Below are 22,738 nucleotides of genomic sequence, written 5' to 3' on the forward strand. Positions count from 1 at the left end.
TGGGGTGAAAAGCATGAATAAATCAGCATTAAAGACCTTTGCAACCAACGCCCGAAGAGAACTGCTGAAAAAAGTCGAAGCAAGGGCCATGAAAATCGGAATTACCGAAGACAATATTAAAAAAGCAGAAATTGAAAGCTCGGATGCCATCTTTATTGATGGCAGACAGCTTTCAAAGGAAGAAAAAAATCAAAGGAACCGTTTAATTGATCGGGTTCATGAAATTGGCTTTAAGCGGGTAATGGAAGAAGTTGCCTACACGTGGTTTAACCGCTTTACTGCTCTTCGTTTTATGGAAGTTAATGACTATCTTCCGACAAAGGTTAGGGTCCTGTCCTCCACATATGCCGACAGCACAGAACCGGATATGATGAAGGAGGCTTTGTCACTTGATTTAGATATCGATAAAGAATATGTTTATGAATTAAAAATGAACAACCAGTCAGAAGAGTTGTTCAAATATCTGATTATCAAGCATTGCAATGATTTGAATCGTTATATGCCGTTTATGTTTGAAACAATTAATGACTATACGGAGATTCTTTTCCCGGATGGTTTGCTTGCTCCTGATTCATTTGTTCGGCAGATGGCCAATACTGAGGAAATACCAGAAGATAATTGGAAAAAGGTTGAAATTATCGGTTGGTTATACCAATACTATATTTCTGAAGAAAACGAACGTGTAATTAAGGCGAAAAAAAGATACAAAGCTGAAGAATTGCCATTCGCAACCCAATTGTTTACTCCTGAATGGATTGTGCGATATATGGTCCAAAATGCATTGGGCCGTTATTGGATTGAGTCACACCCAGAACATCGGGATCTTATAAATGATTGGGAGTTCTATCTTGAAAATCCTAATCCAGAAGCTGATTATGAAGAAAAGTTGGCTCCTTACATCAATAATGAACTAAAAGTTGAAGATATTAAGTGTTTTGATCCTGCAATGGGAAGTGGGCATATTCTTGTCTACATGTTTGATGTACTATTCGAGATTTATAATAAATGTGGTTATATAGAACGTGAAATTCCTCGTTTGATTATTGAAAATAATCTGTATGGATTGGACATTGATGATCGGGCGTATCAACTGGCAAGTTTTTCTCTTATAATGAAAGCACTCGAGTATAATAAACGTTTCTTGAGAAGTATTGAGCGGGATGGGCTGAAAATGAATTTAGCTGCTATTCAAGAAACAAATTTGCTAACAGAACAAGAGGTGGAATTCTTAGCAGGAGAACCTTCTGGAGAGAAATATGAAAAGATCAAGGAATTTGTTAATCAATTCTGTAACGCAAAATCAATTGGTTCACTCATCAAATTAGAATTCAATGATGTTGACTTTATTCGGGATAGAATAAACATTGTTGAGCATCAACAGGGTAATATCTTTGAAGAAGAAATAAAGGGACGAGTTTTACCTCTTTTTAAAAAACTTGTAAAACAGACTGCAATAATGAGCCAGCGATATGATGTATTCATATCAAATCCGCCTTACGCTGCTAAAAAGTATTTGACTGTTGAAGTAGCAAACTATTTAACCAAACACTATCCAGATGTAAAATACGACCTATTTTCTGCATTTATTGAATTTAGCTTTCACTCTACAAAAAAGAATGGACAAATGGGATTTATGTCTCCTTTTGTATGGATGTTTATTTCTTCATATGAGAAGTTACGTAAAAACATCATTAAGAATCGAACAATAAGTAGTTTAATTCAGTTAGAATACTCAGGCTTTGATGGGGCAACTGTACCAATTTGCACGTTTACGCTAAGAAACTATCCAAGTAAAACATCTGGAGAATATATCAGATTGACTGATTTCAGAGGCGCAAGAAATCAGCCAATTAAAACTTTAGAAGCTGTTCAAAACCCGCAAGTTTCTTATCGCTATTCGTTTAAACAAGAAAATTTCACTAAGATCCCTGGTAGTCCGATTGCTTATTGGTTATCAAATATAAATATTTTTGATAATGAAAAATTGAGCGATACTTATTGCTCTGGAGGAAGAAATAAGACTCATAACAACGAAAAATATATTAGATATCATTGGGAAGTTTCAAATATAGGTAATAAATGGGTCAGTTATCAAAATGGCGGAGAATATAAAAAATACTTTGGTAACGACATATTTGTTGTAGATTGGACAGAGGAAGCAAAAGAGTTTTATGCGTCACATGGTGGATTAGTAAATAAAAAATTTTGGAATAAAGAAGGCATTACGTGGAATCTAATTACTTCTTCAAATCCAGGATTTAAAATAAAGGAGAACGAATCGCTATATAGCTCAGGATCACCAACGATTTTTAATGAAGATTTTAAAATTGATTATTATACCTTAGGTTTATTAAATTCGAAAGTTACCCAATATCTATTGAGGATAATAAATCCTACTATGAATACTACTGTAGGGGATGTTTTATCGCTACCCAATAAACCTACTACTAAGGAGAAAAAAGTAAAAATTAATAATTTAGTTCTAGCGAATGTCTCTATAGCCAAGGAGGACTGGGATTCCATTGAATTATCCAGAGGGTTCAAGAAACATCCACTACTGAATTTTGATACAAATAAATTAGAATTATCTTTTAAAAGTTGGAACCAATGTACTAAAGATCGAATTAAAAAATTTAAAATAAATGAAGAAGAAATAAATACTCATTTTATTAGTGAATATGGCTTAGAAAATGAGTTGATCCCAGATTTAGAAGGAAAAGATTTAACGTTAAGCGAAGCAAATATGGAACGTGATATTAAAAGTTTTATATCTTATGCAGTTGGCTGCATGTTTGGAAGATATTCCATTGACGTTCAAGGACTTGTCTTCGCAGGTGGGAAATTTGATACAAATAGGTATCAAATTTTTCATGCGGATAAAGATAACATTCTTCCAATTTTACCAGGAGCCTATTTTGAAGATGACATTGTTTCAAGATTCGTTGATTTTGTGCGAATCACATTTGGTGAAGATACTCTTAACGAAAACCTTGACTTTATGGCCGATGCTCTTGGTCGAAAAAAAGGCGAAACAGCTAAAGAATCTTTGCGCCGTTATTTCTTGAATGACTTTTATAAGGACCATGTTCAAACATATAAAAAGCGTCCAATTTATTGGCTGTTCACATCTGGCAAAGAAAAAGCTTTTAACTGTCTGATTTACATGCATCGCTATGATAAAACGACTTTATCCCGAATCCGTACTGACTACTTACATGAATACCAAATTCGCCTTGATGCGGAAAAACAGGATTTGCTGAATATCATAGATGGTGATTCAACGGCAAAAGAAGTCAGCAACGCCAAGAAGCAACTTAAATCTCTCGATAAAAAGATTGCTGAGCTTAAGCAATACGATGAGTTGCTACACCATATGGCAGACATGCAGATTGAAATTGACCTCGATGATGGAGTGAAAGTGAATTACGAAAAGTTCAAAGGACTCTTGGCAAAAATTTATTAAGAAAAATTGGATACATCAGCGGTTGCTGGTGTATCTTTCGTTTATAATGATTTGTAGGGCAGGTGAACGAAATGGACATTCATCAAATTGAAATAGCACTTTCAGATATTTTCCACGAACCTTTAAAAAATGGAGAATCACGAAAGCTTGTTTTCTGGCTGGATAAAGACAATGAATTTGCTGAGGATATTAACCAAATCAGTGTTGATGGGGTTAAAATACATCAACTAACAGACCACAATCAATTTTATACAAAATATTTACTGGAAGAAGAGGAACCGAGCACTTCTTTCCTCATTTACACCAACCTGGATTTAGCAATGGAAGAAAATTGGTTAGCGGACACTGTACTGTATTCAAAAACATTTTACGCTGATAAGATCTCGTTGATATTAAGCGATTTACATATTGATCCATCATTACGGGCGACCATTAAGAAATATGAAAAGTTTTTCAACAATAAAGAGCGATTCAAAAAATTTGCGGACTTTGGAATTGAAAACTACACGGAAGAAATGATTGAGCTGGCGATTATGAGTGTTTTATGCAACGTCAAAACGCCTGATTTTGAAGATGTCTTAAAATCCGTCTTGATGGATTCTCTTGATGAAAAGGAAAATAAATCCTATATGCAGTTGGATAAGTTCTTTAATGTAGATGTGTTTTGGCGGTATGTAGAGCAAATATACGGCTATGAACGGGAAGAAAAAACGCTGAAAACATTATTTATCCATTTGGTCGTAACAGCGTTCAGTCAATCAGTCGGAAGTGAAAATTTAGCGGATTTAAGTGGCTTTATTGCCCAGCATAACAAAACAAACGCTCTTGTATTTATCGATCATTGGATGCATCATAAAACAGATGATGCAGTTTTTGATGAATATACGGAGATGGTGGAACAGGAAATCCAGCTTCCTAAAATTATCATTACGATACCGGTTGATACATTTAAACAGGCAGATATTTTTCCGTATATCGACAAGGCCATTATAATTCATATCGCAAACGGCCTTTTTACCCATCTTGAGGATTACGAGGAATACACGAAGCTCATTAAACTGCGACGGGCCAAGCACTACTATGGTAAATTTTCTGCGATCTATGAAGCCCTGTATTATACAGTAAAAATGCAGGAGTTTTATAAAGAACATCGGCAAGGGATCCCGCAAGGTCATGCAATCGATTTATACGAGCGCTACATAAAAGAATATTATCGAATGGACACATATTACCGTAAGTTTTATGTTGCTTTTGACAAAGGCAATAATCATGATTTGATGAAGAAGCTGAAAGATCTTGTAGAAGATTTGTACACAAATTGGTATATGGAGGAACTCAATACACTTTGGTCAAAAGCAGCTGAAGCAGAAATGATACAGGAATGGTCACTGCCAGGCATAAAAAACCAACAACATTTTTATTCCTCCGTGATTGCGCCAAAACTGCGAAATGGCGAGCGGGTTTTCATCCTTGTTTCGGATGCGATGAGGTACGAAATTGGTGTGGAACTGGCTGAACGTTTGAACGCTGAAACGATGGGTAGTTGTGAAATGGAAACAATGCTTAGCGTTCTTCCATCTATTACAAAGCTTGGCATGCCTGCACTCTTGCCACATCGGGAAATTGATATCGATACTAACGGGAATGTGTATGTAGATGGCATGAATGCAGTCGGCTTTGAAAATCGGAAAAAGATAATCGAGTCGAAGGTATCCGACAGCATCGCCGTTCATTTTCAAGATATCTTGGCCATGAATAAGATGGGACGGAGAGAAACATTTAAGGGAAAAAAACTAATCTACATTTATCATGACCATATTGATGCGGTGGGTGACAAAGCAGCAACAGAACGTTACACTTTCGATGCTGTAGAAAAGGCTTTAAACCAATTATTCGATCTCGTGAAAATCATTCGCGGTGATTTAAGCGGGACGAATGTTTACATTACTTCTGATCATGGCTTCTTATATCAAAGAGATGCTTTAGAAGAAAGCGACAAAATTGGGCAGGATAAACTGGATGCGATTGAAGTCAAACGTCGTTATATCTTGGCAAAAGAACAGCGGGATGTTCAGGGACAACTTGCTGTTAATTTGTCCTCAATTATTAAAAACGAACAGCAACTTACTGCCTATATACCAAAAGCAAATTTGCGTTACAAAATGCAAGGATCCGGTATCAATTTTGTTCATGGCGGGGCAAGTTTGCAGGAAGTGGTCGTGCCTCTTCTTTCGTGGAGAAACAAACGCTCCGGACAAAAGGGTGCCAAAGCCATTCAGAAAGTGGATATCAAACTGACAAACACGGCTCGTAAGATTACGAACAGTATTTTTAACCTTGAGTTTTTCCAAACAGAAAAGGTTGGGGACAAAATGACGCCTCGAACTGTTGTGATTTATATGGCAGATGAGGCAGGAAATGTTTTATCCAATGAAGAAACCATTATTGGAGATCGTTCATTTGATAACCCGGCAGACCGGACCTTTAAGATAAGGTTTGTATTAAAAAATATGGCGTATGACCGAAATCAAACGTATTACTTGATCATTAAAGATACTGAAACAGGGATTGCAGTGGAAAAAATTCCATTTACGATAAACTTAGGCATTGTGAGCGATTTTGATTTTTAAGCGGGGAGGGGAGAAAATTGGAGGAAAGTGTAAACCAAGTGCCGACTGCTGATCTTGATAAAAAGCTCAATGATTCCTTTGCTGGTCGGGTCGTACGGAAAGATCTGACGAAGCTGATTAAAGAAGGCGCCAATGTTCCGATTTATGTGTTGGAATATCTACTTGGCATGTATGCTGCAACGGATGATGAAGAGAGCATTCAGGAGGGCATCAACCGAGTTAAAAAGATACTGGCAGAAAACTTTGTACGCCCGGATGAAGCAGAAAAAGTAAAATCTCGGATCCGTGAGCTTGGCCAATACTCTGTTATTGATAAAGTGAGCGTAACACTGAATGCAAAAATTGATACATATGAAGCGGAATTCTCCAACCTTGGATTAAAGGGGGTTCCGGTTTCACCGATGTATGTAAAAGAATTCGACAAGCTGCTTGTCGGCGGCATTTGGTGCATGGTCAAGCTGGATTACTTTTATGATGAAGAAGTAAGGAATACAAACCCATTTAGCGTCAGTGCGCTTCAGCCAATTCAACTTCCGAATATGGACATCAATGAAGTGTTTGAAGGTCGCAAGCATTTTTCCAAGGATGAATGGATTGATGTGCTCATTCGTTCAACCGGAATGGAGCCAACTCAGCTTGATAAACGGGTAAAATGGCACTTGCTCTTAAGGCTTGTTCCACTCGTTGAAAATAATTACAATATGTGTGAACTCGGCCCCCGTGGCACTGGAAAGTCCCATGTATATAAAGAACTTTCACCGAACTCAATCTTAGTATCCGGTGGCCAAACAACGGTGGCAAACCTTTTTTACAACATGTCTACAAGAAAGATTGGGCTTGTCGGAATGTGGGATTGTGTTACTTTTGACGAAGTGGCCGGGATTCGTTTTAAAGATAAAGACGGCATTCAAATTATGAAAGATTATATGGCTTCTGGATCTTTTGCACGGGGCAAAGAAGAAAAGAATGCCAGTGCATCGATGGTCTTCGTGGGTAATATCAACCAAAGTGTGGATTCTTTAATTAAGACTTCCCATTTATTTGCTCCTTTCCCGGAAGAAATGGCAAACGACAGTGCGTTCTTTGACCGGATGCATTATTATGTGCCAGGTTGGGAAATTCCAAAAATGCGTCCGGATTTCTTTACCGATAAATACGGCTTTATTGTGGATTATATGGCCGAGTTTTTCAGAGAGATGAGAAAGCGGTCGTATTCGGATGCATTAGACCATTATTTTAAGCTTGGTAATAATTTGAACCAGCGGGATACGGTTGCTGTAAGGAAAACTGTTTCCGGGTTGGTGAAACTGATTTATCCGAACGGAATTTTTACAAAAGAGGATATTGAAGAAATTCTCATCTATGCTTTAGAAGGCCGACGCCGTGTAAAAGAGCAGCTTAAAAAGATCGGCGGGATGGAATTTTACGATGTCATGTTCTCTTATATCGATAAAGAAACGTTGGAAGAGAACTATGTGGCCGTCCCGGAACAAGGCGGTGGAAAACTGATCCCTGAAGGCATGGCGAAACCTGGCCATGTTTATGTTGTGGGTCATGGGAACTCTGGAATGATTGGCGTCTACAAGCTTGAAAACCAAGTTGTAAGTGGGACAGGAAAGTTCGACAAATCCGGCGTGAGCTCCCACAGAGAGGCAAAAGAAAGCCTGGATACTGCTTTCCGCTATTTCACCGCTAACAGTAAGAGCATCAGTAACACGATTAGCACGAAAACGAAGGACTACTTGATGCATATTAGCGACTTGCAAGGAATTGGCTTAACCAGTGAACTTGCGGTTGCTGAATTAATTGGTCTTTGCTCGAGTGCGCTGAATAAACCATTGCAGGAGAGCATGGTTGTGATTGGGAACATGACAGTCGGTGGAACCATTTCTAAAGTGGAGGAGTTTGCCAATGTTCTGCAGGTATGTGTCGATGCCGGGGCAAAGAAAGTGCTAATCCCAGCATCGTCTGTGATGGACTTGCAAACGGTGCCCCCAGATTTATTGGTGAAGGTTCAGCCTGTGTTTTATGCGGATCCGATTGATGCAGTGTTTAAGGCATTGGGGGTGAGTTGATTTCATTACTCTGAATAAGGAGATGAAAATATGAGACCGGATTCATTAAAATACCAGGAAACCATTGCTAAGGAATTTGAAGCTATTAAAGATTACATTAGGTATCAAAATGGTTCTATTAAGCATTAACCTAGAAGAATTTAATAAGTGACGGATCTTATTTGCGTTCTAAGAATAATAAGTGTAGGTGTCGTGGATTGGCTTACAATCGAAAATAAAATTTATTAATTAAATTTAATAGGAGTTGAATAGGGAGTGCAAGATATTAATAGAGCATTTCTACAACTTGTCCGTAGAGCAGAAAATTATGATCGATCACACCTGGTATCAACTTTTGTTGATATTGGCCCATTATTTACATTGCTTTCAGTAAAGGAGGACCAGATTTTATATGGTAGAAGAGGAACTGGAAAAACGCATGCATTATATTACTTAGCAGGAACTGTAGAGCAACAAGGAGATATTGCAGTTCAGATTGATATGAGAACTGTTGGATCCTCTGGAGGAATATATTCAGATTCAAGCTTGCCACTAGGTGAGAGGGCAACGAGATTATTAATTGATACTCTTTCAGAAATTCATGAGTCCTTGTTGGGTATCTTTGTTGAAGATGAGTCTGATATTTATGATCTATCTAAACTGGGTCCCCTAATGGATAGATTTGCAGATGCTATTACAGATGTTGAAGTTGAGGGTACTGTGGAACAGGAAAAAACCAACAATTTTAGACACCAATCTGATGATTCAGTGGGGTTTTCGTTTGATGCATCTCATAAGGGTATTAATATGAGTTCCAGTTTTCGCTCAAATGATTTAATAGAGAATAATACACAGACAAGGACTTTATCTGTTGGAAAAAGGAGACATAGAGTACATTTTGGAGCAATTCAACACATTCTTTCCGAGATAGTGAGAAATATAAATGGAAAGCATATATGGCTACTATTGGATGAATGGAGTGAAGTCCCTTTGGATATTCAACCATTTTTAGCTGATCTTTTGAGAAGAACAGTTTTACCAGTATCCAATATCACCGTAAAAATTGCTGCTATTGAACAAAGATGCAAGTTTAGATTTATGACCGAAGGCGCTAACTATATCGGTATTGAGGTTGGTGCCGATGCCGCTACAAGTCTAAATCTAGATGAATATATGGTTTTTGATAATGATGCTCAGAAGGCAAAGGAGTTTTTTAGAGAACTTCTTTTTAGGCATATACAACCATTGATTCAAAATATCGATTCAGTAAATTACATTACTGATAGTGAAAGCTTAATCCAACAAGCTTTTACACAGCAAAATGCATTTGATGACTTTGTTCGATCTGCTGAAGGGGTGCCAAGGGATGCTATTAACATATTAGGATTAGCAGCTCAAAAAGCTGATCAAAATCCAATATCTATATCACATATTAGGGTAGCCGCCAAAACGTGGTATAACCGTGCAAAAGAATCAGCTGTCAATTCTAAACCTGAGGCACTTAAGCTACTTAGGTGGATTATTGATGAAGTAATAGCTCACAGAAGGGCAAGAGCTTTCTTGCTTAGAAATGATGTGAAGGATGAGTTGATAGATTATTTATTTGATGCAAGGGTTCTTCATGTTGTTAAACAAAGTGTTTCGTCGCATGATCAACCGGGTGTTAGGTTTAATGTTTATGGAATTGATTATGGATGTTATGTTGATCTTATCAATACCTCAAAAGCTCCTCAGGGATTATTTGAAGCAGAGCAGGACGATGAAGAGGTAAAATTTATTGGGGTTCCTGTAAATGATTACAGATCCATAAGGAGAGCAATCTTAGATATAAATATATTTAGGAAAAATATATTGGATCGGAAGAATTAATGGCATGCAGCGCCAACTCGCAGTCAAAATTACGCAATGCTTTTTGACAAATGATTAGAAAGCTAGACCGCTCGGTGATAAGTTTGGTGATGCAAACGGCGCCGGGATACCGGAATGCGTTTCATATTTTTCTTACCGTTGCGAAAGGCCTGATGCTATATGGAAAAATACATCAAAAGTTTATCAAATACGTGGCTACGCTGTATGAATTTTGGATATTTTTAAAGCTCGATCAGATCCTTGGCCGTGAGTATCCGCTTAATCAACCAAAAATGTTTTCCAGTGGAATGCGACGGGCTGTGTGTCAATTTGGAAACGAACCACCAGGAAGAAAGGGTGTACGAGCACCCGAAGACCATGACTTTGCTTGATACTCGCTTTCCTCGTAATAACATTCTGATTTCGTTGTATCAGTTGGTGTAGAGGCGGGATGCAGCTCATCGGCGAGACGTTGCAAATTGGCATTTGACTTCAAACGAATCACGTAATAGACCGACTGCTTTTCACATAGTTCATACAAAGCTGGGACAGCAAAACCACTATCCCCCCGTAAGAAGGGGAGCGTTTCAGGAAATTTCTCGTTATAATGTTCAATAAGATGTTTCACAAATTTCACAACCCCATTCGAAGTATATACATTTCCCGGCCTCAGTTGGGCTTTTAGGAAATCACCCGTTATACCGTCGAAAGCAACTAATGGATGGAAACCGACGGTACCATAATGTGAATTGTAAGCTGCAGATTCTTGCTTTCCGTACGTGTTAGCATGTGTTTAATCCAAGTCTATGATAAGAGCCTTGATTCTCTGAATTGATGTACTTTGTCTAAAAGTTCCTGATTGGCTTGATTTAATTGAGCGATCGATTCAGCATCAAATCGTGAAAAAAAGCGAGATAAACTAGGTTGGGAAGCTAATGCATATTTTCCCACGACTTTTGTCAAAACAGGATCATTTGTCAATTGATCGGCTGCGTCATCTTCGAAATACCCAGCTATGATTTGATAAATCTTTTGGCGCAGTAAATCCTCATTTGAATGGAAGAAGTAATGTTTTTCGTCTTTTAAATGAAGAAATTGAGCGATCGTTTTCGAAAAACCAATTTTCTCATCGAATTCTCTAAGAGCCTCTGCCAAAATAAAAAATTACCCTTGAACGAGGCTCTAGAGAATTAATGATCCTGTTTTTTTCTTTTCTTCCAGGTATTCAAATTCAGCAGAAATAAAATGGGCATTTTTCTCCAAAAAAGGGCATACGTATCCTGCCTTCACAAAATGGGTTTTTCAATGCCCTTTGTGGAAAGGAGACGCTTCATTGGACTTATTCACATATCCACCTGTTAATAACTTAATTTGCTCTTTGTAGTCGATGGCGTGTCCATCCACAATTGGCCTTTCCTGTTTGATGGTACGCCATATTTGCCATGATATGCATAGATATCATGCATCGATCTACATGCGCTTCAACTGCCTGTTTTCCACGCTTGTGAACACGACGGAGACTATATCCGTCTTTTAGAATGCCAAAGATTCGTTCGATGATCGTTCTGGCACTATATAACACTTTAAATTTCCGCCCATGTTGGGGTAACTCGACGTCTACTTGAGGCGCTTGATCAAAGTCCATCCGAAATACTCTTCCTTTTGTGCTGCTCCATTACAACATTCCATATAATTCGCCAGTGGGCAGGTGAGTCCTTCTTGCTTGGCATTTGGATGAAATACAGGACAAGTGTAAATATATTGCCCCTTTTCCCGATCAGATCCCCTAAGTTCCATTTTATGTTCACTGATACAGACGGGGATGCCGTACCGATTGATTTTTTCAATTCCCCGGGCGGCAGTTGGTTTATCTTTACGATTCCGTGGGTTGATGGGTGACACCAATTTCGCCTGTAATACGTCCTTTGTCACTTTTTGATTTTCCGGCGTTTGGTAGATTCCATCTGCCAAGATAAAGTCTAACTGCTCAACCATTTCGGGGTTCTCCGCCTTAAACGTCTCCAATGTCGTTTCTAATGTTTTCCCATCAGGTGTATTTCCTTTGAATACTTCCCGCGTCAAAGGCAAGCCGGATTTCACCCCGCATACCATTGATAATTTATGCGCGATATAGGAGACTGCAGTACTTTTACGCATCACCCCCGCGTTATCATCCGTAAGGATTCCAGGGAAATCGCAATCCCCTTCGCAAGAACACGTCTTTCTTGTTTTATTCAACGTTGCTTCTGCCTCTATATGTGATGTATCCACGGCGGCTGCTTCCTCAACCGTTTCAACCACGCCTTCCCCTTTATTATATTCAACCACTAATAGCCGGGCTTTTTCCCAAAGATCATTTGTTGTCATGATTTGATCAAAGCGAGCAAAGGAACGGTAACTCGGAATTTTCTCCGTAAATCCACACATGGCGGCAAATAGCGGGTTTGATTTCACTTGTAAATAAAATAGACACTCTCAACCATCACTTCAATATATTGTAAAGGGGCCAGTTCAAAAGCACGAAAAAAGGGCATGAAAGGATGCGGTTTTCTCCCTGCGGGAGAGGGATGAAATAATAGAGACGCAGACTTATCTTCTTCCTCGGGTATTGAAAATAGTGCTGGCTGGATTTCATCAGAATGATCATGTGCTCTTTCATTTTTTAAGTGCAAGTATAAAAGGGTATAGTAATCTCGTTCAACCGGTTTAAAAATCTCCCATGGAAAACACACGGCTGGAATGACAAAGGGTATATCAGCATAGTCTTGCCAATTGTGGGGAATCAAATTTTTTTGTATTGATAAATCTCTGGTTTGTGTTAGACTAGAAACAGTCATGAAATCACTCCTTGGATACTAGGATATTGGGTCATACTTTATCTTACCAAAGGAGTGGCTTTCATGGCTCTTTTTTTTCAAAAATAATCATTCTTTTCCGTCTTACAATATTTACCATGGGAATGAGTAGCCTAATCTATTAAAACTAGTCTAAAACTGACCGAAATTAAAAAATTTAGATGTTGGTAATAAGCGAATTTATCCATTGAAATCAAAACTCGCCATTTCTTTTTTTATATTTGTCATAATTTTCTTACCAATATCCGTTTTCTTTAGTGGAATAAATCCACGATCTTTAATTGTCTGACTGCCTACTGCTTCAGGGGGTATAGCATTTTGGCAAAGGCTCTTTGGGAAAGATGAAATTGTAGTCTGATCATAACCAAACCAACATTAAGCCCCCCCACAACATTTAAAAGAGTTATTGAGAAACAGAAAAATGCAAGTATATTCTTCCTGCTTGGGCAGCATTCGAGTCAACATTCCTTAAGCTTTGTTTCCATATTTAAAAACTTAAAAGACGGATAATAAATCTTCTTGCACAAAATATTGGACTATGATAGGGTAAGGTTAATGAAAATGAATATTCACAAAAATCTGTTAGGTACATCGAGTTGGTTGAGAGAAGTACCTTTCTAACCTGATCTAGTATGTACGTGCGAAGGGAAGTAGGTGATGAAATGACACTTGATGATTTGTAATTTATACATCCGCTTTCCGATTAGGGCGGTTTTTTTATTTTGAGGAACCGCCTCTATCTATCGTTGTTCTTCGTGTGGTTATAGAGCAGACCGTGTCGATAATTCGTAATCAATATCAAACAAGAAGGCATACGCTTATTGGGGTTAGTATGAAACATAAACTCTTGGAACAAGAGAGTTCACTTGGTCAGCTTTCGTTAGCTCGTAAAAGTAACGATAAGTCGAGAAGCCCCTACTTCGAGTGACCCGTCGAAGTGGAAGTAGTTCACTGTGGAGCCATTTTTATACGTATATGTCAATTCTATTTCGTGCAATGTTTGTGCTCGCCTGAAGCGGGAGAAGGGAGAAAAATGAACAATCAATTTCGACGAGAAGATATTGACTTTTATTCAAATGGAACAAGGTGTAGCGCGTGGCTATATCTACCCAATGTAGATAAAAGATGCCCGGTAATTGTAATGGCTCATGGCTTGGGTGGAGTGCGTGAAATGCGGTTGGACGCATATGCTGAAAGGTTTGCTGCTGCCGGGTATGCCTGCTTTTTATTTGATTATCGTAACCATGGAGCAAGTGACGGAAATAAAAGACAACGGATAAATGTAAAAGAACAACTTGCAGATTGGAACTCTGCCATTGATTTCATCAAAAAGAATGATAGGATTGATGATAGTAAAATACTCCTGTTTGGAAGTTCGTTTAGTGGGGGACACGTTATAACCCTATCAGCTTATCGAATAGATATTCTTGCAACCGTGGCACAGTGTCCATATACAAATACCTTAGCTACAATGAAAACGATCTCACCGCTATCTGCCCTAAAAATATTCCCCTTTGCCATAGCCGACGTTTTATCTTCTATTATCGGGTATCATCCGGTCATGATTAAATTGGTGGATGCGCCGGGGAAAGTAGCGATGATGGCTGTTTCTGACTACGAAAAGGTTTTTAAGTTGATGCCTGAAAATTTAAAGTTTGTGAATAAAGCCCCCGCAAGAACAGTTTTAGAATTCTTTAAATATTCGCCTAGTAGATACACTAAAAATATAGGAATACCGATATTTTATGCGGTTTGTCGGAAAGATACATTAGCACCTGCTTGGGCAACCATAAAGTGTGCAAAACGCTCCAAGAAAGCAACGATAAAAGAGTATGACTGTGGACATTTCGATATTTATTTAGGTGATTATTTTGAAAATTCAATAGTAGATTATATAGGTTTTTTTGATAAACTTACAAAAGGCTAGTTGTATAATCAAATGCAACAAGCTAAATAAATGAAAAAAAGAGCATGATAAACCGTTTACGATGAAAACGCAATCAATACGGAGGTTTATCCATGGTGAAGATTTCCACCCTTCGTGCAGAAGGAAAATCCATACAAGTAATCGCTGATGTGGTTGGCTGTAAAAAAAATACCGTATCTCGGGAACTGAAGCATGGTACGGGTAGCATTTGGGGTAACATCCTGTGCTTTTTTCCATATTTTACGGGCAATAAATTTGCTGTTGCACAAAATTCGGGACTATGATATGGTAAGAGTAATGAAAATGAATATTCACAATAGTCTACTAGGGGCGCCGGGTTGGCTGAGAAGTACCCTTTGAACCTGATCTAGTTCGTACTAGCGAAGGGAAGTAGGTGATGAAATTACACCTGATGATTTGTAATTGATACACCCGCTTTCCGATGGAGGGCGGGTTTTTTATTTTGAGGAGCCGCCTCTGGCCATCGCTCGGGGCAAAGGGAGAAACCAGCCTGCAAACCGCAATCGGTTTCCCGGTAAACAAGGAGGAATCATTGTTGAAACGATCTTTTACAGAAAGGCTATATCAAAATGTCCAACCGATTTGGGAGAAAAACCATAACCATCCTTTTGTCGTGGGACTGGGGAACGGAACTTTAGAAAGAGATAAATTTATCTATTATTTAAAGCAGGATTACGTATATTTAGTTGAGTACGCAAAACTGTTTGCCATGGGTGTTGTGAAAGCGGGTAACCTCGGCATGATGACGAGATTTGCTGCGGTGCTCCATGAATCGTTGCATTTTGAGATGGAACTGCACCGCCAATACGCTGCCGAGTTTGGCATTACACGCACGGATTTAGAAGCAACCCAACCAACGCCGGTTAACCTTGCTTACACGAGTTATATGCTGCAAGTGGCCGCCAATGGAAGCTTGGCTGAACTTGTTGCCTGCTTGTTGCCGTGTGCCTGGGATTATTGGGAAATTGGGAAACTGCTAAAAGTAAATCATCGAGACACATTGGAGGCCAATCCTTACAAGAAATGGATCGAAACCTATTCTTCAGAAACGTTCGGCTCCGGAACGCAGTGGTTAATTGACTTAATGGACCAACTGGCAAGCGGAAAATCAGAAACGGAACTGATGGCCTTAGAACGCCATTTTCAAATGGCCTCAAAGTATGAATACTTATTTTGGGATATGAACGATAAAAAACAAGACTGGCCGGTCTGATTTTCATTCGCAACTAAAAAGGAGGGAAGTTTGGTTCTAATGAGAAAAACACAAAAAATAACAGCAACTGCAGTTATTGCGGCTGTAACGACTGCATCCAGCAGCTTGATTTATATCCCGGTCGGTTTTGCAAAAATTTTTCCGGTACAGCATTTTGCCAATATACTCTCGGCTGTTTTGCTCGGCCCCGGTTATGCGGTTGCGCAAGCCTTTATATCCTCGCTTTTACGTAACTTGCTTGGGACAGGGAGTATTTTTGCCTTTCCGGGAAGCATGATCGGCACGTTTTTGGCAGCTTATCTTTACGCGAAGACGAATAAGCTCATTTTTGCCTTTGTCGGGGAGGTCATGGGGACGGGCATTCTCGGTGCCTTGGCATGTTATCCCATTGCTGTTTTTCTGCTCGGCCAAACATCAACGCTTTTCGGATTTATCCCTGCCTTCTTTTTAAGTTCTTTTGCAGGGGCCATTTTTGGCTATGTTTTGATAAAAGTTTTACAAAAAAATAAAGGATGGGGCAGGATGATCAATCATACCGTAAGCAACCGTAAGTTTTGAGCGAAACACCGGGGAGGAATGAAGGCATTGCCACGGCGCATACAGGATGCCAGCTATTGATAACCGGCCAAAATTTATGCCAGCAAAATCAGGCTCTTGAAAGCAGAGCCTGATGCTGTTGGCATTATGACGGCACTCCGGCATAGTCTGAAACCTTCGCTGGCCGGATCCATTTGCCAACCGGCTCACCCTTGATACCACCGCCATCCAGATCAAATACGAGCTGTCCTCTTACAAAAGTTTTCGTAACCCGGCAATCAATTTTTCTGCCGATATACGGGCTGTGCTTATGGCGGTAATAGAGGTCTTCCGCACTTACCGTGTATGGCCGGTCGGGATCGAGAAAGAGGAGATCCGCATCTTTTGCGAGCGCAATTTCCCCTTTCGATTTTAAGCCAAAACGTTCGGCAGGGTTGGTTGCAATCATGCGCGTAAATTGCGTAATGGGAATATTGCGCTTTTTGACAGCCTCATCGAACATCAAATCGACATTATTCTGGCACCCGGTTATGCCGCCCCATACCTCAAAAATATTTCCGGTTTCGCTGTCCTTCATTACAGGCGGGCAAGGGGAATGGTCGGATGTCAGCATATCGATTTTTCCTTGTTTCAATACTTCCCAAAGTTTTTCCTGCTCCGCTTCGCTGCGTAAAGGCGGGGAACATTTTGCAAGCGGGCCGATTTCCGCAAATTGGGCTGTTGCGATTGTAAAGTAATGGGGGCATGACTCAAGCGTGACATCCTGTCCTTCGTTCCGCGCTTTCGTAATTTCTTCCACCCCTTCCGCACTGCTGACATGGACAAAGTGCAGTTTGCACCCGGTTTGTTTCGCAAAATACAGCGCCCGCTTGATGGCATCCACTTCTGTAAATACCGGCCGTGTTGCAACATAATCAGCCGGACTTGTTTTCCCTTGTTTGATCATCTCCTCTGCTAACCCATCGGTAATGGCGGCATTCTCTGCATGAATCAATAAAATATGTCCCAGCTCGGCTAATTTTTTCATCCCCGCATAAAGCGTGTAATCATCTACATTTTTAAAGTCTCCCGGCAAATCGGTTCCGCAGCTGGCCATAAAACATTTATAAGCAACAACACCGCAATCGGAAAGTTCTTTTAACTGATCGAGATTACCTGGGACTAATCCGCCGTAAAAAGCGTAGTCCACATAGTTTTTGCCGGCGGCAGCGGCAAGCTTTTTTTCTAAAGCATCTTTTGTTGTCGTGGCAGGCAGCGCATTTAAAGGCATATCTACATAGGTTGTCGTTCCCCCGGCGGCAAGCGCCTTTGTTCCGGTTTCAAATCCTTCCCATTCCGTCCGCCCCGGTTCGCACATATGCACATGGATATCGACCATTCCCGGCATCACATATTGGTCTGAAGCGTCATAAACTTGTTCTGCCGTTTCCTCAATTTTATCCGCAATTACAGCAATTTTTCCATTTTGGATGGCAAGATCAGCAATTTTAACGCTGTTTCTAAAAACGACTTTTCCATTTTTAATGAGCGTATCATATTTCGTTGTGAATCCCCTCCCTGTGATTTGGTTCGAGAACGACTGTATTTTGAAAAATTGTATCCTTTTTAAATTTTGAAAATGGAAATGCGTATTTTGACAGAATGACATAGGCTAAACCAGCCGCAACAAAGCCGATGATCCATGCCAGTTCCACTTTTGCAAGTGCGGCAGCCGCGCCAATTACTAATGAAATGACAGCCGCAGGGTTATAGCCGGAATAAGGCCCGTCTTCCGCGTACAAGTCGGCGATATTTACCTTTTGTTTTCGGAAGATGTAGTACTCAATCAATAGAATGGCTACAATCGGACCTAAAAACGCCGAGTAAGCCAGAATGAAAATGTCGAGCCCCTTTGCTGAAGAATCCCGGACAAGCACCCATGGAAAAGATGCAAAAGCAAGCAGCCCTGTAATGGTGACAGCATACTTATACTTTAATTTCGTAAGCAATGTAATGACGTAAGTTGGCGGAATAATATTGGCAACCATATTCACCGAAACGGTCCCGATCACGATAAACGCAGACACGAAAAATGTAATATAAGGATTATCGACCACCACCGAAAAGGCCTTTACAGGATTTGTAATACCGGTAGCAGAAGCAAGCATGGCCCCCATCGTTAAAGCAAACCCGTATGCGATAAAGATCGGAATAAAATACAATAACCTTCTTTTTGTATGGCTGATCCCGGCTTTCAATTCTCTTGAATAATCCGCTGCACTTAAAAAGATGGCGGCATAATTGCCCATAAACGTCATGATAAAAGCAAAGAATGGCAGCCCCCACGTTCCTTTTGCATGCACCCATTTGTTTGCAATCGTGGCGCTATGGGATGTGAGAAGAATGCTGAACACATAGAAAAGTGCAGCTAAAATCACGACTGAAGTCAGGGCCTCCACCCACTTAATCGCATGAAAGCCATAGAGGGAGAGCGCAATTTGAAACAATTGGAGCACGATAAAGCAAACAGCCGCATTGTCAAAAGCTCCGCCCGTTGCAATTTTGGCCATTTCATTTAAAGCCGTGCCGCCAATCCAGCTTTGGTATCCGTACCAAACAATGGCAGGTATACCGCGGCAAAGCGATGTGAATATCGAACCCTTTACGCCGAAGGACATTCTCAGCTGGACAACGTACGGAATGCCTGTTTTGTAGCCTAATCTGTCGTTCAATGAAAAGATGGTTGAAATAATACTGATGGCGATCAATGCCGCAGCAAAAGTTTGGTAAATGTTTAATGTCGCCATCCCGGCCACAATCAGACTTGCACCAAGCGTAATATTTCCAATATTGACCCCGTCCCCAATCCACATAAAAATATAATTCAAAGGGCCAACTGTTCTGTCTGCATCTGTTTTCGGGATCAGGGAGGGATCCATACTCGCCTTCTTCTGCGGTTGCGGATAAGCACTTTCCAATTGAGTAGCCATTGCTTCAGCTCCTTTTCAATAAATTTACGGTAGTGAATTTGGGATGTTTCTTTTGATGTCATTTAATATCACATATAATGTCATCTGTATTTTTAATATAGCAAAGGATAAACGATTTTTCATTAGCGATTTTGCACAATTCTTTATCTATTTATTATTCAAAATAGATAAAGTAGAACCAGTGTTGGTGTTTTCCTTGTTTTTTATGTAAGGTAACTTAACATGAATAGGAGGGAGAGCTGAAAGATTTTTTCTTGGTGAAAACAAAAGCTTGGGTTTGAGGAGACATCCTTTATCCAAATAATCGCTGCTGTAGGAAATGTAAAAACAGCAGATTCTGCACATGATTCAACCAGGATTTTTTAGCAAAAATGGTCACGGCCGGATTTGTATGGATGTTTTGCACCGAAAACTCGCCTCAGCAATTTCCCCATTCAGTGCTACCAATTTTGTTATAATAGAAATGCTAGGTGAGAGCCCAAAAATATCAGTGATCATTTCTGGTGAGCGAGGACAAATATTGTAAGCGGTTAAGTATAGAATGGTTTTTATATATTGTTGTGTTTACATCAAATCCATTTAGGAAAAGGAGCGTTGCGCATGTCCTATATCGTTGATTTCAAAAATGTGTCTGATGTTGGTCTAGAGTCTTCACCTGTTGCGAAGGCGCTAGCCGGTTTGCGTGCGAATGAGGCGCGCTATTTTATGAATAAATACAAACACGTATTTACTGTTTTGCCAGCTGCAGAAAGCGGAGAGACCCTAGAATATGTGAATAGGATTTTGAAAGAAGAACGCGGCATTGAATTTGCAGCCAAGCCATTGGAAACTTCGCGTTTTCAAGTGGAAAATATCCAATTTGCTTACGTCTTTTACGAGGATGGCCTCGTTGTCAATGTAATGTATTCCATAGATGATCCGAAGAAGCGGGCGGTTGGTTTTAAACTTTCTGAGGGGATGGAAGTACCAAAGGAATTAGAAGGGAAATTTAAATTTGCCAGACAAAAGTCAAAACTGGCCGGCACCATACGGGGGTCATTTTTTGTCATAAAAGGCGAGTATTAAAAGCAATAATCTGGACGAGCTTGCTGGACGAGTCAGAACAGGCCAAAAGCTGATTCGTCCGGCAAACTCTAGTTACTTTTCGTTACGAATAAGTAATCAAAATTGAACAATTAATAGCAGCGCAGTCCCTTTCTAGATCTTTGATTTAGTGGGGGATAGCCGCTATAATTGTTCAAAAAGAAAAATGCAAATCCTGCTGGAAATAAATAACCAATTGGTTTGGGGAATTTTAGAGATGAGATAAGTGTAAATGGTCCGGACCTCCATGGCTGCCATTTTAAAAGGAAACACACTAAAGCGGATGAATGGATCCGTATGAACGGATTTACTGCTAAAAATGCTGTGGGACGCTTCAAATCACTTAAAATGAAAAATTTAAAAATGGAAGAAAGCTCTTCTTGTAGCCGCGAAAAGAGCTTTCTTTTAATGTAGAAAGCCGAGTTGCTGATGGTGCCTACTCATGCGAATGTTTAAAATGAAAACAACGGTGTTAAGAAAAAGCCCCTATTATATAAAATAAACTTAAGTTTTTCATCAAGCATGAGCAACAATTTGCATGAGGCCTACTTTATTCAGCAGGCAACGGAGCCGCGATATTTTGTTCATTTATATAGGAGCTTTTTTAAGATGTTTTTTTCGTGATTACATCTATTAATTTGATGAATGCTTTTATTATAAATGTGATTACTGCAGCGATCACAAAAGATCCAAAGATCAAGGCAATATAATTAACATTTATAGCTGGAGACATTATTTGTGATGCAAATGCAACTAAGACAATCAAATAAGTAATAATAAACGTTTTAGATAAAAAGAAGCTTTTCAAGCCGCACACCTCCATTCATCATTTCATTTAATGGTTTGCCCGGACCAAGTCTTTCCGTTTTTATCTCCTCTTATATAAACTTTAACATAAACATCTTCAACAGTAAGCCTTATCCCTTGATATTCAGAACCATAATGAAAATTTCCTTTTCCATAGACTTCTCCATGATTGGCACTATTTATAAGCGTCCCATGTGACCACCCAGAAACTTGCCATATTGATAAATTACCTCTTCTATACCACGCATCCACAAAATGAGGAGTAACTTTTGAATGGTTATAAGAGAAATAGCCTTTTACACCTACTTTAAATAAAGTTTGCCCTAGCACATATCCCTTAGCCGTGTAAGTATGTGTAATAGTTTTGGTATTTTTGGTGGCGGCCCTTGCATATAATACGTTTGTATTACTTAATGTTGGTGTTTCTTCCGTAATATTTACAAAATAGGCGGGACCATCTGTAAATATTACCGAAACATTATCGTTTATCGTTTCTTCGACAAAGTTTCCATTATCAATATTTTCATCTACATAATCATCTAAATTTACTTCTTGGCCTGTTCCTAAGTCTTCCGATGGCTTATCAATATCAGGTAAAATTTCTTTGTCCTGAAACTCTTTCGTGTCAATATTTACAGTATTTTCTTCATACACCTTGTCGATGGATGAATCAACTTGATCATCAGTGGTAGGATTATCTTTTTTTAGTTCACTAACAACCTTTGCTTGAAGTTCGGGAACAGAATCGATGGTAGGCTTTTCATCAGCATGAACAACTGAGCTAAAGTTTACTGAAGGAAAAGAAACCAAAGAAATTGACAAAGCAACAGGGACAATTACTCTAAATAACTTTACTTTCATAACTATTAGCCTCCTTTTTGATATGTGACGCACTTATTATAACATCATTTTGAAATCGATTCCATAAAAAATTAAAAAAATACAATTTTTTTTGAATCTCTATCCGTTTCACGTTCCTCATTAGTTTTTCTTTATGGGGTATTATCTTCTTTCTCATAGGTTACAAATTCCATCACAAATGCCTTTTTTCAGATAATGGCAGACACGGCTGCAATAAAACCTTTTCTGCCTGTGGTCAGAAAAAAGGTATTGAAAAGCGAAAAAATTCATTCTATAATATGCGCATAGTGTTGTTTAGCCAACCGTTGTGATTTTCCGGGCATGGGGACCCCTTTTATATCCAAAATTCTGGCTACTGGTTTCTTCTGTTCGGGTGGTTGGAGGATGGTTCTCTGGCGGAATGTAATGTGAATAGGTGAATCATTTGTCAAACCATTCACTGAATCCGCTTACAAAAATGGCTTCGAAAC

Annotated in this window: 15 protein-coding genes, 1 pseudogene and 1 riboswitch; of the genes and pseudogenes, 9 read left to right on the forward strand and 7 right to left on the reverse strand. The window is 39.4% G+C overall.

What is annotated here, in order from left to right:
- The first annotated feature begins 13 nt into the window (after positions 1-13).
- From pglX to NSQ19_RS03025, 4 genes are all read left to right on the forward strand, one after another.
- Positions 14-3,463, forward strand: coding sequence for a BREX-1 system adenine-specific DNA-methyltransferase PglX (gene pglX, locus NSQ19_RS03010; protein ID WP_340702352.1), 3,450 nt, complete (start codon positions 14-16; stop codon positions 3,461-3,463).
- A gap of 71 nt (positions 3,464-3,534) precedes the next feature.
- On the forward strand, positions 3,535-6,093 hold the full coding sequence (gene pglZ / locus NSQ19_RS03015) for a BREX-1 system phosphatase PglZ type A (protein ID WP_340702353.1): 2,559 nt from the start codon (positions 3,535-3,537) through the stop codon (positions 6,091-6,093).
- Between the two features lie 17 nt (positions 6,094-6,110).
- On the forward strand, positions 6,111-8,168 hold the full coding sequence (gene brxL, locus NSQ19_RS03020; protein WP_340702354.1) for a protease Lon-related BREX system protein BrxL: 2,058 nt from the start codon (positions 6,111-6,113) through the stop codon (positions 8,166-8,168).
- A gap of 255 nt (positions 8,169-8,423) precedes the next feature.
- On the forward strand, positions 8,424-10,016 hold the full coding sequence (locus NSQ19_RS03025) for a hypothetical protein (protein WP_326242083.1): 1,593 nt from the start codon (positions 8,424-8,426) through the stop codon (positions 10,014-10,016).
- Between the two features lie 352 nt (positions 10,017-10,368).
- On the opposite strand, the pseudogene NSQ19_RS03030 reads toward NSQ19_RS03025, so the two are convergent.
- The 4 genes and pseudogenes from NSQ19_RS03030 to NSQ19_RS03045 all read right to left on the reverse strand — a co-directional run.
- Positions 10,369-11,135: pseudogene (locus tag NSQ19_RS03030) on the reverse strand (IS1380 family transposase); the annotation flags it as partial.
- Positions 11,136-11,361: 226 nt separating this feature from the next.
- A complete protein-coding gene (locus NSQ19_RS03035) occupies positions 11,362-11,640 on the reverse strand; it encodes a transposase (RefSeq protein ID WP_340702355.1) in 279 nt (92 codons plus the stop codon).
- Positions 11,613-12,449: a hypothetical protein gene (locus tag NSQ19_RS03040; protein WP_340702356.1), complete on the reverse strand. Its 837-nt coding sequence runs from the start codon at positions 12,447-12,449 to the stop codon at positions 11,613-11,615. Before NSQ19_RS03040 ends, NSQ19_RS03035 begins: the two co-directional genes overlap by 28 nt.
- Positions 12,446-12,832, reverse strand: coding sequence for a hypothetical protein (locus NSQ19_RS03045; protein ID WP_326242080.1), 387 nt, complete (start codon positions 12,830-12,832; stop codon positions 12,446-12,448). The genes NSQ19_RS03040 and NSQ19_RS03045 overlap by 4 nt, the downstream gene beginning before the upstream one ends.
- Before the next feature lie 1,051 nt (positions 12,833-13,883).
- Between NSQ19_RS03045 and NSQ19_RS03050 the strand changes: the two genes are divergently transcribed.
- From NSQ19_RS03050 to thiW, 4 genes are all read left to right on the forward strand, one after another.
- Complete coding sequence (locus NSQ19_RS03050) at positions 13,884-14,777, forward strand: alpha/beta hydrolase (RefSeq protein ID WP_326242079.1); 894 nt, start codon at positions 13,884-13,886, stop codon at positions 14,775-14,777.
- 92 nt (positions 14,778-14,869) lie between these two features.
- Positions 14,870-15,061 (forward strand): helix-turn-helix domain-containing protein, encoded by a 192-nt coding sequence (locus NSQ19_RS03055; RefSeq protein ID WP_251459829.1) that lies wholly within the window; start codon positions 14,870-14,872, stop codon positions 15,059-15,061.
- 32 nt (positions 15,062-15,093) lie between these two features.
- A riboswitch (TPP riboswitch) is annotated at positions 15,094-15,183 on the forward strand.
- 36 nt (positions 15,184-15,219) lie between these two features.
- The gene (tenA, locus tag NSQ19_RS03060; protein ID WP_326242078.1) at positions 15,220-16,011 is read left to right on the forward strand and encodes a thiaminase II; all 792 of its coding nucleotides are present in this window, start codon (positions 15,220-15,222) and stop codon (positions 16,009-16,011) included.
- 39 nt (positions 16,012-16,050) lie between these two features.
- A complete protein-coding gene (thiW, locus tag NSQ19_RS03065; protein WP_340702357.1) occupies positions 16,051-16,569 on the forward strand; it encodes an energy coupling factor transporter S component ThiW in 519 nt (172 codons plus the stop codon).
- Positions 16,570-16,693: 124 nt separating this feature from the next.
- On the opposite strand, the gene allB is transcribed toward thiW, so the two are convergent.
- Together allB and NSQ19_RS03075 are read right to left on the reverse strand one after the other, a co-directional pair.
- Positions 16,694-18,196 (reverse strand): allantoinase AllB, encoded by a 1,503-nt coding sequence (gene allB, locus NSQ19_RS03070; RefSeq protein WP_340702358.1) that lies wholly within the window; start codon positions 18,194-18,196, stop codon positions 16,694-16,696.
- Positions 18,081-19,517, reverse strand: a complete 1,437-nt coding sequence (locus tag NSQ19_RS03075) for an NCS1 family transporter (RefSeq protein WP_014095931.1) — start codon at positions 19,515-19,517, stop codon at positions 18,081-18,083. Before NSQ19_RS03075 ends, allB begins: the two co-directional genes overlap by 116 nt.
- Positions 19,518-20,117: 600 nt before the next feature.
- On the opposite strand from NSQ19_RS03075, the gene NSQ19_RS03080 reads away from it, so the two are divergent.
- Positions 20,118-20,582: a hypothetical protein gene (locus NSQ19_RS03080; protein ID WP_026684858.1), complete on the forward strand. Its 465-nt coding sequence runs from the start codon at positions 20,118-20,120 to the stop codon at positions 20,580-20,582.
- A gap of 849 nt (positions 20,583-21,431) precedes the next feature.
- On the opposite strand, the gene NSQ19_RS03085 is transcribed toward NSQ19_RS03080, so the two are convergent.
- On the reverse strand, positions 21,432-22,268 hold the full coding sequence (locus tag NSQ19_RS03085; RefSeq protein ID WP_340702359.1) for a hypothetical protein: 837 nt from the start codon (positions 22,266-22,268) through the stop codon (positions 21,432-21,434).
- Positions 22,269-22,738 lie beyond the last annotated feature (470 nt).

This window comes from Weizmannia sp. FSL W8-1119 (assembly GCF_038008605.1).
GTDB classification, from domain to species: domain Bacteria; phylum Bacillota; class Bacilli; order Bacillales; family Bacillaceae_C; genus Weizmannia; species Weizmannia coagulans.

What these genes read in the sequence shown, in the direction of transcription:
- tenA (WP_326242078.1), top strand. Translation starts at nt 15,220, where the DNA reads ATGGAGGGCGGGTTTTTTATTTTGAGGAGCCGCCTCTGGCCATCGCTC.
- NSQ19_RS03075 (WP_014095931.1), bottom strand. Translation starts at nt 19,517, where the DNA reads ATGGCTACTCAATTGGAAAGTGCTTATCCGCAACCGCAGAAGAAGGCG.
- pglZ (WP_340702353.1), top strand. Translation starts at nt 3,535, where the DNA reads ATGGACATTCATCAAATTGAAATAGCACTTTCAGATATTTTCCACGAA.
- NSQ19_RS03055 (WP_251459829.1), top strand. Translation starts at nt 14,870, where the DNA reads ATGGTGAAGATTTCCACCCTTCGTGCAGAAGGAAAATCCATACAAGTA.
- NSQ19_RS03085 (WP_340702359.1), bottom strand. Translation starts at nt 22,268, where the DNA reads ATGAAAGTAAAGTTATTTAGAGTAATTGTCCCTGTTGCTTTGTCAATT.
- NSQ19_RS03035 (WP_340702355.1), bottom strand. Translation starts at nt 11,640, where the DNA reads ATGGACTTTGATCAAGCGCCTCAAGTAGACGTCGAGTTACCCCAACAT.
- NSQ19_RS03050 (WP_326242079.1), top strand. Translation starts at nt 13,884, where the DNA reads ATGAACAATCAATTTCGACGAGAAGATATTGACTTTTATTCAAATGGA.
- thiW (WP_340702357.1), top strand. Translation starts at nt 16,051, where the DNA reads ATGAGAAAAACACAAAAAATAACAGCAACTGCAGTTATTGCGGCTGTA.
- NSQ19_RS03080 (WP_026684858.1), top strand. Translation starts at nt 20,118, where the DNA reads ATGTCCTATATCGTTGATTTCAAAAATGTGTCTGATGTTGGTCTAGAG.
- pglX (WP_340702352.1), top strand. Translation starts at nt 14, where the DNA reads ATGAATAAATCAGCATTAAAGACCTTTGCAACCAACGCCCGAAGAGAA.
- allB (WP_340702358.1), bottom strand. Translation starts at nt 18,196, where the DNA reads ATGTCATTCTGTCAAAATACGCATTTCCATTTTCAAAATTTAAAAAGG.
- NSQ19_RS03045 (WP_326242080.1), bottom strand. Translation starts at nt 12,832, where the DNA reads ATGACTGTTTCTAGTCTAACACAAACCAGAGATTTATCAATACAAAAA.